The following is a 13593-nucleotide window of genomic DNA, read 5'->3' as shown; positions in this document are numbered from 1 at the left end:
TGGCCGTAACGCTGGCGACCCCCTCTCCCCGTCCTTACGGGGAGAGGGTAAGGGTGAGGGGCAGCGCAGGCGCTGCACATCATGGTGCCCATGAAGAACATTCTGATCCTCGGCGGAACGACGGAAGCCCGGCAACTGGCGGCAAAGCTCGTCCGTCGCGAGGATTTCGCGGTCACCCTCTCGCTCGCCGGCCGCACCGAAAGCCCGGTCGCGCAAGGCGTGCCGGTGCGTGTCGGCGGCTTTGGCGGCGCCGACGGGCTGGCTGCCTATCTTCACGAGGAACATATCGATCTGCTGATCGACGCCACGCATCCATATGCTGCGCGCATCTCGGCCAATGCCGCCGAGGCCGCCGAGCGAACCGGCGTGCCGATCCTTGCCTTGAGACGGCCCGGCTGGGAGCCTGTCGCGGACGATCGTTGGACGCTGGTCGACAGTGTCGCCGAGACAGCAAGTGCGCTCGGCACGTCGCCGCGCCGCGTTTTTCTCGCGATCGGCCGGCAGGAGGCCGGCGCCTTCGAGGCCGCGCCGCAGCACCGTTACCTGATCCGCAGCGTCGATCCGGTCGAGCCGAAGCTCGCTGTGCCCGATGCGCTCTACCTGCTGGCGCGCGGACCGTTTCCGGAAGTGGATGAGCGAGCGTTGCTCAAAAAATACCGGATCGATGCCGTCGTCTCCAAGAACAGCGGCGGGGAGGCGACCTATGGCAAGATCGCGGCGGCGCGGGCGCTCGGCATCGAAGTGATCGTAATCCGCCGGCCAGCACTGCCGAAGGTTCCTTCGGCCGAGACCGTCGATGCGCTGGCGGCAAAGGTCGATCATCTTTTCGATCCCGTCGCCGAACGCGGCGTGTAGACCAGCGCGGGCCGTTCGCCGCGCTTGATGATGCGGGTCTCGGGCGAGCCGATGATGATGCAGGTCGACATGTCGGCCTTTGCCGCATCGGCGTCCGCGAGCAAAAACACCTCGATGCGCTCGTCGGGCCGGCCGGCGGCGCGGCCGAATATCACCGGCGTGGTGCCCGGCAGGATCGCCTTCAGACATTCGAAGGCGCGGCCGAGCTGCCACGGGCGGGCCTTGCTGATCGGGTTGTAGAGCGCGATGACGAAGCCGGCTCCGGCCGCCGCCAGCAGGCGCAGCTCGATCAGGTCCCAGGGCTTCAGATTGTCCGAGAGCGAGATGGCGCAGAAGTCATGGCCGAGCGGCGCGCCGATGCGAGCGGCGACCGCGAGCATGGCGGTAACGCCCGGAACGACCGAGAGGTCGATGGCGCGCCATTCGGCGGGCCCTGCTTCGATCGCTTCGCAGACGGCCGCGGCCATGGCGAAGACGCCGGGATCGCCGCCGGAAACGACGGCGACGCTGTGGCCCTCGGCTGCCTTGGCCAGCGCGTCGTTGGAGCGGGCGAGCTCTTCGCGGTTGTCCGAAGCGATGCGGGTCTGATCCGGCCGCAGTTCCAGCCGGTCGAGATAGGGCTTGTAGCCATAGAAGAAGGTCGCCTCGGCGACGGCATGCGCAGCCTGCGGCGTAACCTGGTCGGCATTGCCGGGGCCGAGCCCGATGACGGTAAGGCGGCCGCTCATGGCTTTGCCCCTGGCCGGGCCGACCAGCCGGCAACGAGCACGATGGCGAAGTAGGGGGCCTTGTCGTCCGGCTTTTCGGCGAGCCGCATCGAGACGCTGCCCGGCATGGTGCCGCGCTCGACATAGACGGCCTTGGCCAGCTTGCCGGTCGCTTCCAGCGCGCGGCGGATCTTCGGCAGGTTGCGGCCGACCTTCATGATCACGGCGGCATCGGTGTCGGCCAGCCGGCGGGTCAGCTCGAACTCGCTCATCGTGCCGGGCAGCACGGTCAGCACGTCGTCGCCCTGGACGATCGGCAGACCTGTCGCCGACCAGCAGCCGGACATGGCGGTGATGCCGGGGATGACTTCGGTCGGGAAGCGGTGCGCCAGGCGCACATGCAGATGCATGTAGGAGCCGTAGAAGAGCGGATCGCCTTCCGACAGCACCGCCACCATCCTGCCGGCGCCGAGATGCTCGGCGACCTGTTCGGCCGACTGCTCATAGAAATCAGTGATCTGCGCGCGGTAGTCGTCGTGATCCTTGTCGATCTCCGTCGTCACCGGATAGAGCAGCGGCAATTCCATCATATCCGGCCGGAAGCGCGCCTCGACGATGGCGCGCGCATTGCTGTTGTTGCCGCGCTTGGCGAAATAGGCGACGACATCGGCCTCGGCCAGCGCGCGCGCGGCCTTCAGCGTCAGAAGCTCCGGATCGCCGGGGCCGGTGCCGACGCCGACAAGCCGGCCTTTTGCCAAACCTTCTTTAACAGGCGCGTTCACAGGCCCGGCCTCGCCAAGGAATTGAGCGCGGCGGCGGTCATGGCGCTGCCGCCCAGCCTGCCGCGCACGATGGCGTAGGGCACGCCATAGGAATTCTCGGCCAGCGCATCTTTCGATTCTGCAGCACCGACGAAGCCGACCGGCATGCCGATGATCGCGGCCGGCTTCGGCGCGCCGTCGCGCAGCCTTTCCAAGAGATAGAAGAGCGCGGTGGGAGCATTGCCGATGGCGACGACCGATCCGGCCATGCGCTCGCCCCAGAGGTCGATCGCCGCGGCCGAGCGGGTGTTGCCGATTTCCTTGGCGATGTCATGCGTGCGCGGGTCGCGCAGCGTGCAGACCACCTCGTTGCCGGCCGGCAGCCGGGCGCGGGTGACGCCATGCGCGACCATCTCGGCATCGCAAAAAATCGGCGCGCCGGCGGCAAGCGCCGCGCGGGCCGCATCAACGAAATCGTTCGAGAAGACGAAATGGCTGGCGGCTTCGACCTGGCCGCAGGCATGGATCATGCGGATGGCGACATCGGCCTCGGCTTCGGAGAAGCGCGACAGGTCAGCCTCGGCGCGGATAATGGCGAAAGAGCGCTCGTAGATCGCCATCCCGTCATGGATATAGTCGTAGGCGGCCATTCACTGGTTCCGTCGATAGAGTTCAGCAACACTCGCCGCGCCAAGCCTTGCCAGGCAGGCAGCGGCGGTCTCGCCCGGATGTCTTTGCGCCCGCAGCGCGGCAAGGATGTCGGCGATGCCGCGCGCGGCGTCATAGCCCGGCCTGTATCCGGCAGGAAGGGCCTTTGCCGTCCCGTCCACGACAAGTCCGGCTCCGTTTTCGTCGCCGACCAATGTCAGCGCAGCGGTGCCCGGATGCGCGCAGCCCTTGGCGCAGCCGGAAATGTGGAGCGTCAGCGAGCTGTCGAGGAGATCGGGGCGTTGAGCAGCGATCGTCTCGGCGATGGCGCGTGTGGCGATGCGGCCGGAGGCGCAGGCCGGCGTGCCGGGACAGGCGGCGATGCGGGTGCGGGGGTCGGTGGGAGAGGTGACGAAGCCGAGGGTGGCGGCGGAGGCATCTAGTGAGACGCAGGCGTATGTGGAGAGGCCGAGGAAGAGCAGGGCGCGGCCAGGGGCGAGGCGGATTTCTGTGGCGCCGAGGTTAGTGGCTTGTGTTGCCAGGTCGATGAGGTTTTGAGCGGGCAAGCTGCCGTAGGGGAGGGCGATGCCGAGGGCGTGGCTGTTGCTCAAGTCGAAGAGGCCGACCGGCGAGCGACGGCGCTCTACGGCGCCCCCCTCTGTCCTGCCGGACATCTCCCCCACGAGGGGGGAGATTGGCAGCTCTGCCGATGGCGCCCTGCCTGCAACCTTGCTGCTCGGCTCGAGCTTGGCGATTGGCGAAACCGGCGGCGACGGCTCAATCTCCCCCCTTGTGGGGGAGATGTCCGGCAGGACAGAGGGGGGCGCGAAGGAACGCCAACCTGCGAGAGAGGCCAACTGCCGCTCCGTCAAATCCCGCGTATGCGCCTCGCGGCCTTTTTCGGCGACCATCCTGAGTGCCGCCACAGCAATGTCGCGTGCAGCATCCGCATCGACCGTCGCAAGCTGCTTTGCACTTCGCGCGTCGCCGGCAACCGATACGCTCCAAAGGGTATCCCCGCCAGCGCGCACCGCCTTGAGCCTCACATCGGCCGTCACGGCATCCATCGTAAGCTGCCCGCCGCCATCGACAACCACCGACACTTTCGGCCCCAGCCGTGCCGTCAGCCCAGCCTCTTCGATCGCCACCCTGATCCGCTCCGCCAGCGGACGCGGGTCGGCAATCTCTTGCGGATCGATCCCCGCCAGCGGCCCGATCTCAACCGGCACGCCGCTGCGCACCGCAATCCCCAGCGCATCCACTTCTGCCGCCAGCAGCCGGGCGCTTCCCGCTGTCAGGCCTCGGATCTGCAGGCTGCCGCGCGCGGTCACTTCCATGATGCCGTTGCCGTGGCGCAGGGCGGATTCGCCGAGTCCGATCAGCGACTTCGGCGAAAGTCCTCCAGCGACCGGGTTGAGCCGCACCAAAAGCCCGTCGCCGGTTTGCATCGGGGCGCTAAGAGCAGGGCAGGCGCCGCGGCGCGAGAAGGCGTTCATGTCGCCACCCCGCTCGCCTGGGCCTCGGCGATCAGGGCCGCGAGATCGTCGTCGATGGAATTGCGGAGTGGGTGCCAGAGGCCGCGTCGCCGCGCGGCGAGGAAGCGCTCGGCAATAACTTTTGCGGCGGCAGGGTTCTCGCGCAGCAGGAACGCGCGAACATCCGGATCGCCGAGATAGGCGTCATGCACGGCCTCGATCAGCGTGCCGGAAATGGCATGCGTGGTCTCGGCGAAGCCGACCAGACGGTCAACGGTTTCGGCGAATTCCGAGGCGCCGCGCGGGCCGTGGCGCATCTGGCCGGCGATGAAGCGCGGATTGACGGCGCGGGCGCGGACCACGCGCGAAACCGCTTCGCCGACTGAGCGCGGCTTCGGCTTCTTCGGATCGGTGGTGTCGAGCACGATGACATCGGCATTCCGGCCGAGCGCGGCAAGGGCGGCCGAAAAGCCGCCGATAAAGGCGACGTCGGCCGAGCCTTCGAGGATATCGCGGCCCGGGTCGTCGCCGGTGTGGACCAGGAGATCCGCCTCCGCGATCCGGCCTTCGAAGGCGCCGGGGGCGGAAATCGCTTCGCCGTCGGCACCGCCATAGGCGTGCGAGGTGGCATCGAGATAGGCGCGGCCGATCTCCTCGCGCACGCCCCATTCGCCGCGCGACAGCAACTCCTCGACGCCGGCGCCATAGGTGCCGGGCGAGGTGCCGAAAATGCGCGGGCTGACCTTGCCATGAGCGCGTGTCGCAGCGGCTAGCGGATTTTCCGAATCGTCCTCGTCGCGGCCGGCGACCGCGTTGGCGGCGGCGTCGATCAGCGCGATCTGGGTCGGGAACATGTCGCGGAACAGGCCGGAAATACGCCAGGTGACGTCGACGCGCGGGCGGCCGAGCGCTGCGGGCGGCAGCACCTCGATGCCGGTGACGCGCCCCGTTGCGGCATCCCATTGCGGTCGGCAGCCCATCAGCGCCAGGCCTTGCGCGATCTCCTCGCCGCCGGTGCGCAACGAGGCCGAGCCCCAGAGATCGATGACCAGCGAATGCGGCCAGTCGCCATGGCTCTGCATATAACTGCGCACCACTTCTTCCGCCGCCGCCTGGCCAAGGTCATAGGCGGTCGGCGTCGGCATGGTGCGCGGATCGGAGGTGAAGAGGTTGCGGCCTGTCGGCAGCACGTCGGAGCGGCCACGCGCCGGCGCGCCGGCGGGACCGGCCTTGATGTGGCGGCCGTCGAGCGCGGCGAGCAGGTTCGCTTTTTCGGCCGCCGCGCTTTGCCGGCGCAGCGGATCTGTCTCGTCTTCCGGCGCGCGGCCATAGACATGCAGCCCGTCCTTGACGGCGAAATCCTTCAGATCGCAGAGCCAGGCGTCGATGCGGCGCAGCGCTTCGTCGGGTTGATCGGTCTTGGCGACGCCGGCTTCCGAGGCAAGTCCGGTTTTGCGCGCCGTCTCGACGATCAGCTTTGCCAGGCGGTCGCGGCGGCGGCGGTCGAGGCCGTCGGCCTGGGCATATTCGTCGACCAGCCGCTCCAGCTTCTGTTGCGCCTCATCGAGGCCGGCGCCGGTCAGCGGCGGCGGCAGATGGCCGAGCGTAACGGCAGAGATGCGGCGCTTAGCCTGTGCAGCCTCACCGGGATTGGAGACGATGAAGGGATAGATGACCGGCAGCGAACCGGTGACGATCTCGGGGAAACAGGTGTCGGAGAGAGCGACGGTCTTGCCCGGCAGCCATTCCAGCGTGCCATGCGCGCCGACATGGACGATGGCATGCACGCCGAGCGATTTCTGCAACCAGAGCCCGAAGGCGATCAGCTCGTGGCGCGGAGGGAGCGTCGGGTCGTGGTAGTCGGCGCGGCGATCGGCGGAACGGCCGCGATCGGGGGCCAGTGCCACGGTGATGTTGCCGAAGGTGGCGGCGCGGAAGGGGAAGTGGGTTTCGGGACTTGCCTGCGGAGGTCGGCGTTCTGTCGCCCCCCTCTCTGTCCTACCGGACATCTCCCCCGCAAGGGGGGAGATTATTCCTTCCGCACGGCTTTCGCCAATTTTCGGACTAGCAAGGGGAGAGCCGGCGGCGGAGCTGCCAATCTCCCCCCTTGAGGGGGAGATGTCCGGCAGGACAGAGAGGGGGGCCTCGCGCAGACCTATCCCTTCTGCCTCTCCCCATGCTGCCTCCAGCGTATCGTGTGCAGTTGCAGGCAGTTCGGCCGAATAGGCTAGGTAGTCACCCAAAGAAAGGCCGTGCCCACCCACCTCCAGCGCATCCAACAACTCCCGCGGCGATTGCGGAATCCCGTCAATCGCATAGCCCTGTTCCTTCAGGTCATGAAGCATGGCGAGCACGCTTGACGGCACGTCCAGCCCAACGGCGTAGCCGGTCCGTCCGGGCGCGCTTGGGTAATCCGGGATCAGGACCGCAAGCTTGCGCTCAGCCCGCTCCGTCCTCTGCAGGCGAATAAACGCCCCAATGCGCTTGGCGACCTGAACGACGCGATCCGCCTCCGGCCGATTGGCAAAGGCGCGGAAGGCCAGCGCCGGATCGGTTTCGACCTCGCCCTTGAAGGAGATGGCGCCGGCCAGGATGCGGCCGTCGAGCTCGGGCAGGACGACATGCATGGCAAGATCGGCGGGCGCCAGGCCGCGCTGGTTGCTCTCCCAGACCTCGCGGCGCGTCGTGGCGACGATGACTTGGAACACCGGCACGCCGGCGCGGTCGAACAGGGTTTCGGCGCCGGGCTCCGCGCCGGAGGCGAACGCGGTGGCGGTGATGATGGCGGCGGGGTGCAGCGAGGCGATGGCGGTTTCGACGAAGGCGAGCGACGCCCGGTCCTTGAGGCTGGAGACGAAGATCGGCACGGGCATCAGGCGTTGCAGCTTCAACGCTTCCGCGAGAGCATCGATGGGCGCGACGTCTGCCGCCAACAGCATCGAGCGGTAGAAGAGGATGGGGATGACGCCGAACTTGTCGGCGTCGAGTTCTGTCGCCCCCCTCTCTGTCCTGCCGGACATCTCCCCCTCAAGGGGGGAGATTGCTCTGTCGTCGACGGTTTCGCCAATCGCGGATGCTGCAGATGGCTCTTTCGACGCCCTTGAAGAAAACGCGCCAGGGTCGATGACGGCTGATCTCCCCCCTTGAGGGGGAGATGTCCGGCAGGACAGAGAGGGGGGCGACGGATCGCCAACGCTCGGTAAGATAGGCTTCGCTACAACTCCCAGACCAGGCTGATAGTACCCAGCCTTCTGTACGCCGACCGGCTCAGCCACGGCCGCCTCAGCCCCCGCTAGCCTTGCCAGCCTTTGCACCAGCGCATTCATATTCGCCGGGCCGCCTTCGCGGAAATAGCCAAGCAGGGCGTCGAGCTCGGCGCGCGGCAGGGTCGAGCTTTCGATCAGGCGCTGGTCCTCGTCATGGCTTTCGCCTGGCAGCAGCGCCAGTTTTATGCCGCGTTCACGCGCGACCGCGGCGAGTTGGTCGCAGCCGTAGCGCCACCAGTCGTAACCGCCGAGGATGCGGACGAGGACGACCCTGGCGTGGCGGGCGACGCTGTCGATCCAAAGGTCCACCGACATCGGATGGCGCAGGTCGCGCAGCGCCGCAAGCCGCATCGATGGCAGCCGCTCCGCATCGGCCTTCCATGCGGCGGCCAGGCCGGCGAGATCGCTGTCGGTGAAGGACAGCGCCACAACATCCGCAGGCGTCTGCCTGAGGTCGATCGGCTCGGCGAGATCGTCGAGCGAAGCGGATGTGGTGGCGAGGATATGCATCGCGGTCCGGATTTTGCCTCAGCCGGCGAGAATACGCTCGATCGCCGGGCGGTTCAGCCCCTTGAGGCCGATAACGACGAGCCGCGAGCGGCGGTCGTCCTCAGCGGTCCAGGCGCGATCGTAGTAGTGATTGACGCGCGGGCCGACAGCCTGCAACAGAAGCCGCATCGGCTTGCCGCCGACCTCGACAAAGCCTTTGACGCGCAACACGTTTTCCTGCTCGGCGGCCAGGGCGACACGTTTTGCAAGCTCGTCCGGATTGGCGATCGACGGGATGTCGATGACGAAGGAATCGAAATCGTCGTGCTCATGGTCGAGCTCGTCGTCGTGATGGGTCTTGCGGTTCTCGATGTCGTCCTCGACGGCGAGGCCGAGGCCGAGCAGCACAGACGGGTCGACCTTGCCCTGTGCGGTCGGCACGACTTTCACGGCGCGCGCCACATGCTCGCCGATGACGGCGTTGGCGCGCTCAGAGCCTGCCGCATCCATCAGGTCGCTCTTCGACAGGATGATCAGGTCTGCGCAGGCGATCTGGTCCTCGAACACTTCCTCGACCGGATCGTCATGGTCGAGCGAGTCGTCCGCGGCGCGCTGCGCCTGCAGCACATCCATGTCGGAGGCCACGCGGCCGTCGGCCAGCGCCGGCCCGTCGACCACGGCGACGACGCCGTCGACCGTGACGCGGCTCTTCACCGTCGGCCATTGGAAGGCCTGGACCAGAGGCTTCGGCAAAGCGAGACCGGAGGTCTCGATCAGGATGTGGTCGACCTTCGGCGTGCGGGACAGGATCTGGTCCAGCGCCGGCACGAAATCGTCGGCGACGGTGCAGCAGATGCAGCCATTGGCGAGCTCGACGATGTTTTCCTCCGGGCAGGTGTCGACGCCGCAGCTTTTCAGGATCTCGCCATCGATGCCGACATCGCCGAACTCGTTGACGATGATCGCCAGCCGCTTGCCCTTGGCGTTCTCGAGCAGGTTGCGGATCAGCGTCGTCTTGCCGGCGCCGAGGAAGCCGGTGACGACGGTGCAAGGCACGCGGGAAACGGAAGCGTTCATGGTCAGTCCTTCAGCATGTCGAGGGGTGGGATGCGGGCAACCAGGCCGCGCTTGAGGGAATCGGGCCGGTCGCGCCAAGGGATGAGGCCATCGGTCGAGGTGGCGAAGAGCTTTGCGCCGGCGACGAGGTCGGCGCCGCTGGTCGCGGCCAGATCGCCGAAGACATAGCTCCAGCAGCCGTCGCGCAAAAGCGCCGCGCTGAGCCGGCGCTTACAGTTGCCGAGGCATTCGACGGTGCGGATGCGAATATTTTCGCTCGAGGCGGCACGGCGCGTGTCTTCGGCCAGCAGGGCGCCGGCGCGCGGATGGGCATCGGAACCGGTCTCGTCGCGGCAGGAAGAGCAGACGATGACGGTGACGCCTGCCAGCGCGTCGGGCTCGGACGAAATCTCCGCACTGTTTGCTGGGAAACTGCCGTTGCGATCCAAAACCAGGCTCCTTGCCCGGAAAACCCGCCGGGCATTCGGATACTTAAAGTCTCAGACGGCAGGTCTCCTGGCTCGCGGGTCGTCGCCTCAGATGCCGCCTTCCCGGGAACATCCCAGTGGTTTTCGGCCGGGGCTCGTCGCTTACAGTTGCGGGGACAGCCGCGGATTTGGGTTTTTAGGCCCGCACCGCATTCCCTCTTGGCTCCTCCCTTTGCCGGGAGAAGACCGTCTGTGGCGGATTTAGGCTTTTGCGGGCAGCGGTGTCAACGCACGGCTACGACACGGTCGTGTGGGTCAGCGCCATTACCAGCCCTCCCAGCCCTTCGGCGGCCTTGTCGGTTTAAGATATGTTCCCGCGAGGCGACGGGGCGGAGCGGCAGCCGGAAGCATGGTTGGCGAACAACCTCTCGGGCAGATCGGGCTCCACATCAAGATAACCCGGCTTCTATCCGATTCTGGTTGCTGATCGTCCAGCAGATATTGATCGCCAACCGTCAGCAGGCCACAGGACTGCTTGATGTCGTCGTCGATCTCTCCGTGTTCGGAGCCCAGCCAGCGCAGCAGCAAAAATGCCGCCGCGTCGGCGTCTACGCCGCCGCAGTAGATTACGGGTTTGGTGACTTCTACCCATTTCGACTGGGACGCAGCGTTTGCATCGAGCGTAGAAGACAGCGTTAGAGCTGCTACTACCAGACACTTGAACCATTGAGGGTCATCAAACCAAAGCTCGGTTCATAGCAAACTTTGTTCTATTTTTGTTCTTGTTGTTTGTCAACGTGCTGCTATGGCATCGCGATGTCGGCCAGCGCCGGTCCGAGGTCGCCGGCCGGTGTCACTTCGATCGCTTCCAAGCCAAGCCAGCCCTGCATTTGCTTCAACTCGTCGAAAAGCTGGGCGGCGGTGTCGGCGGGAGCACCGGCCTCGGCATAGGCCGCGTAAACGCGCAAGATGCTGGCGGGCCGGTCGGCGCGCAGATCGACACGAGCGACGATGCGGTCGCCGAGCAGGAATGGCAGCACATAGTAGCCGTATTGGCGCTTTTCGGCTGGCGTGTAGATCTCGATCCGATAGCGGAAATTGAAGAGCTTTTCGGTGCGCGTGCGTTCGAAAACCACCGGATCGAAGGGGGCAAGCACGGCGCGCGCCTCGATCCGGCGCGGGATGCGCGCGTCTTTATGACGATAAGCTGTCTTGTCCCAGCTTTCGACCTTCACCGGCAGCAATTCGCCGGCTTCGACCAGTTCCTCGATGCGGTCCTTGGTGTCGCCGGGCGCCAGGCGAAAATAGTCTCGCAGGTCGCCATAGGTGGCGATGCCGTGGGCGCGGGCGGAAATGCGCAGCAATTCGCGATGCGCGTCCTCCACCGAGGGCACGGGCAGGTCGAGCACGGCCTGCGGCAAAACGCGCTCGGGCAGGTCGTAGTAGCGCTCGAAGCCGCGCCGGTAGGCGGTGGTGATGCGGCCGGCCCAGAACAGCCATTCGAAGGCATGCTTGGCCTCGCTCCAGCCCCACCAGCCGCCATTGCCCTTGTGGCCTTCGATATCGGAGGCGGCGATCGGCCCGCGATCGGCGACCTCTTTATATATCTCGTCGATCATTTCCTTACGCTCTCGGCCCCATTTGGCCAGGCCGAGATACATCTCGTCGCCCTGCTCGGCGCGCTGCATACGCCAGCGCAGCAGAGGGTAGGTCTCGACGGGCAGGAACGACGCCTCATGCGCCCAGTATTCAAAGACGGCGCGCTTGCGGCTGACGGCGGCGTTGTCGAGCAGCGCAAGCGGGTAGGGGCCGAGACGCGAATAGAGCGGCATATAATGAGCGCGCACCACGGCGCTGACGGAATCGATCTGCAACAGGCCGGTCCGCGAAAGCACGCGCGCAAGGTGCCGGCGATCCGGAACCCCTCCGGGACGAGGGTCGTTGAACCCCTGTGCTCCAAGCGCAATACGCCTGGCCATGGCGAGCGAGATTTTCTCCTTCATCAAGCTGTCCTTGCCCCGATCGTCCGTTGGATTTTTAGCCGGTGATTCCGGCCATGCTAGCAGGCAAATGGCGGGAGATATGTCAGGAGAGAAAAGTGGAGTAAAAAGCGAAGGAAATCAAACAGGAGCGGATCGGACCAGTTTCTTCCGATAAGGCGTCCAGGGTCGCGATTTGAACAAGGTTTGACTTGCGTCACCGAAACCGCTGCGCTAACCCTCGCCGCGTTGCAGCATGGGCCTCCTTAAAACGGTTCAGCGGTTAAACTGTCACGCTTCCGCATTAGAGTTCGTTGCTGTAATCAACGTGAACTGCCCCGCCGAAGGAAAAGCCGCCGCATGAGCGCACTCCTGAGTTCATATCTGCCTATCGTCCTGTTCATCGCCGTGGCGATGATCGTGGGTTTGGCGCTCATCATCGCCCCCTTCCTGGTGGCCTACCGCAATCCCGATCCGGAAAAGCTTTCCGCCTATGAATGCGGGTTCAACTCGTTCGACGACGCTCGCATGAAGTTCGACATCCGCTTCTACCTGGTGTCGATCCTGTTCATTATCTTCGATCTCGAGGTAGCCTTCCTGTTCCCATGGGCGGTGTCCTTCTCCAAGCTCGGCATGCTCGGCTTCTGGTCGATGATGGTGTTTCTGGCGGTGCTGACGATCGGCTTTGCCTATGAATGGAAAAAAGGAGCGCTGGAATGGGATTGAACGACAGTTCAGGCACCCTCGTCGCGCCGAAGCCCAAGGGCATCATCGACCCCAACACCGGCAGGCCGGTGGGGGAGGACGATCCCTTCTTCCTCGAAATCAACAATGAGCTGGCCGACAAGGGTTTCCTTGTCACCTCGACCGAAGCGCTGATCACCTGGGCGCGCAGCGGCTCGCTGATGTTCATGACCTTCGGCCTCGCCTGCTGCGCGGTCGAGATGATCCACACCTCGATGCCGCGCTATGACTCGGAGCGTTTCGGCGTCGCGCCGCGCGCGTCCCCGCGCCAGTCCGACATCATGATCGTCGCCGGCACGCTGACCAACAAGATGGCGCCGGCGCTGCGCAAGGTCTACGACCAGATGCCGGAGCCGCGCTACGTCATCTCGATGGGCTCCTGCGCCAATGGCGGCGGCTACTACCACTATTCCTACTCGGTGGTGCGCGGCTGCGACCGCGTCGTGCCGGTCGACATCTATGTGCCCGGCTGCCCGCCGAGCGCCGAAGCGCTGCTCTACGGCATTCTCCTTCTGCAGAAGAAGATCCGCCGCACCGGCACGATCGAACGGTGAGCCTATGACCCTGGCGTTGAACGAACTCTCCACCTATCTCGGCGAGAAGCTCTCCGGCCGCATCGGCGAAGCCGTGCTTGCCTATGGCGAGCTGACGGTTCCCGTCGAGCCGGGCAATCTGATCGAGGTGGCGACGTTCCTGCGTGACGATCCGCGCTGCCAGTTCATCTCGATCATCGACATTTGCGGCGCCGACTACCCCTCGCGCGCCAGGCGTTTCGACGTCGTCTATCACCTTCTGTCGCCGAAGCAGAATGTTCGCATCCGCCTCAAGGTCCAGGCCGACGAGGAGACGCTGGTGCCGTCGCTGACCGCCGTCTATCCCGGCGCCGACTGGTTCGAACGCGAGACCTACGACCTTTACGGCGTGCTGTTCAGCGGCCATCCGGATCTGCGCCGCATCCTGACTGACTACGGCTTCGAGGGTCACCCGCTGCGCAAGGATTTCCCGCTGACCGGCTTCGTGGAGGTGCGCTACGACGACGAGGCCAAGCGGGTCATCTACGAGCCGGTCGAGCTCAAGCAGGAATTCAGAAACTTCGATTTTCTCTCGCCATGGGAAGGGACGGATTACGTCCTGCCGGGGGATGAGAAGGCGAAGCAGTGAGTAGGGAAGTAGTGAGTAGTCAGT

The 13593-nt window shown here is 65.7% G+C and carries 13 protein-coding genes and 1 riboswitch; of the genes, 5 read left to right on the top strand and 8 right to left on the bottom strand.

The window, feature by feature from the left end; genetic code table 11:
* Window positions 1-90: 90 nt before the first annotated feature.
* On the top strand, window positions 91-855 hold the full coding sequence (locus tag CK230_RS02215) for a cobalt-precorrin-6A reductase (protein ID WP_095815550.1): 765 nt from the start codon (window positions 91-93) through the stop codon (window positions 853-855).
* On the opposite strand, the gene CK230_RS02210 is transcribed toward CK230_RS02215, so the two are convergent.
* The 7 genes from CK230_RS02210 to CK230_RS02180 are packed head-to-tail and all read right to left on the bottom strand — an operon-like array spanning window position 819 to window position 9706.
* Window positions 819-1583, bottom strand: coding sequence for a precorrin-3B C(17)-methyltransferase (locus CK230_RS02210; RefSeq protein ID WP_095815549.1), 765 nt, complete (start codon window positions 1581-1583; stop codon window positions 819-821). The genes CK230_RS02215 and CK230_RS02210 overlap by 37 nt on opposite strands.
* Window positions 1580-2344 carry a precorrin-2 C(20)-methyltransferase gene (locus CK230_RS02205; RefSeq protein WP_095815548.1) on the bottom strand — a complete coding sequence of 255 codons (765 nt, stop codon included), beginning with the start codon at window positions 2342-2344 and terminating at the stop codon, window positions 1580-1582. The genes CK230_RS02210 and CK230_RS02205 overlap by 4 nt, the downstream gene beginning before the upstream one ends.
* A complete protein-coding gene (locus tag CK230_RS02200) occupies window positions 2341-2973 on the bottom strand; it encodes a precorrin-8X methylmutase (RefSeq protein WP_095815547.1) in 633 nt (210 codons plus the stop codon). Before CK230_RS02200 ends, CK230_RS02205 begins: the two co-directional genes overlap by 4 nt.
* Complete coding sequence (gene cobG / locus CK230_RS02195; protein WP_095815546.1) at window positions 2974-4467, bottom strand: precorrin-3B synthase; 1494 nt, start codon at window positions 4465-4467, stop codon at window positions 2974-2976.
* Window positions 4464-8222, bottom strand: a complete 3759-nt coding sequence (locus CK230_RS02190; protein ID WP_095815545.1) for a cobaltochelatase subunit CobN — start codon at window positions 8220-8222, stop codon at window positions 4464-4466. Before CK230_RS02190 ends, cobG begins: the two co-directional genes overlap by 4 nt.
* 18 nt (window positions 8223-8240) lie before the next feature.
* Window positions 8241-9278: a cobalamin biosynthesis protein CobW gene (gene cobW / locus CK230_RS02185; RefSeq protein WP_095815544.1), complete on the bottom strand. Its 1038-nt coding sequence runs from the start codon at window positions 9276-9278 to the stop codon at window positions 8241-8243.
* A gap of 2 nt (window positions 9279-9280) precedes the next feature.
* On the bottom strand, window positions 9281-9706 hold the full coding sequence (locus CK230_RS02180; RefSeq protein WP_095815543.1) for a DUF1636 family protein: 426 nt from the start codon (window positions 9704-9706) through the stop codon (window positions 9281-9283).
* Window positions 9707-9745: 39 nt separating this feature from the next.
* A riboswitch (cobalamin riboswitch) is annotated at window positions 9746-9951 on the bottom strand.
* Between the two features lie 214 nt (window positions 9952-10165).
* Between CK230_RS02180 and CK230_RS02175 the strand changes: the two genes are divergently transcribed.
* Window positions 10166-10384, top strand: a complete 219-nt coding sequence (locus CK230_RS02175) for a hypothetical protein (protein ID WP_095815542.1) — start codon at window positions 10166-10168, stop codon at window positions 10382-10384.
* A gap of 104 nt (window positions 10385-10488) precedes the next feature.
* Here CK230_RS02175 and CK230_RS02170 read toward each other — a convergent pair whose 3' ends face one another.
* The gene (locus tag CK230_RS02170; RefSeq protein WP_095815541.1) at window positions 10489-11688 is read right to left on the bottom strand and encodes a winged helix-turn-helix domain-containing protein; all 1200 of its coding nucleotides are present in this window, start codon (window positions 11686-11688) and stop codon (window positions 10489-10491) included.
* A 336-nt stretch (window positions 11689-12024) separates the two neighbouring features.
* Here CK230_RS02170 and CK230_RS02165 point away from each other — a divergent pair, with 336 nt between their 5' ends.
* From CK230_RS02165 to CK230_RS02155, 3 genes are read left to right on the top strand one after another with little or no spacing between them, the layout of a single operon-like run.
* On the top strand, window positions 12025-12390 hold the full coding sequence (locus tag CK230_RS02165; RefSeq protein WP_042643187.1) for an NADH-quinone oxidoreductase subunit A: 366 nt from the start codon (window positions 12025-12027) through the stop codon (window positions 12388-12390).
* Window positions 12381-12962: an NADH-quinone oxidoreductase subunit B gene (locus CK230_RS02160; protein WP_015317338.1), complete on the top strand. Its 582-nt coding sequence runs from the start codon at window positions 12381-12383 to the stop codon at window positions 12960-12962. Before CK230_RS02165 ends, CK230_RS02160 begins: the two co-directional genes overlap by 10 nt.
* 4 nt (window positions 12963-12966) lie before the next feature.
* Window positions 12967-13569: an NADH-quinone oxidoreductase subunit C gene (locus CK230_RS02155; protein WP_095815540.1), complete on the top strand. Its 603-nt coding sequence runs from the start codon at window positions 12967-12969 to the stop codon at window positions 13567-13569.
* Window positions 13570-13593: the final 24 nt, after the last annotated feature.

The sequence above is a fragment of the Mesorhizobium sp. WSM3859 genome, assembly GCF_002295065.1.
GTDB lineage: Bacteria > Pseudomonadota > Alphaproteobacteria > Rhizobiales > Rhizobiaceae > Mesorhizobium.
The sequence above is the reverse complement of the archived record's forward strand: the minus strand, read 5'-3'. Positions and strand labels throughout refer to the sequence as shown.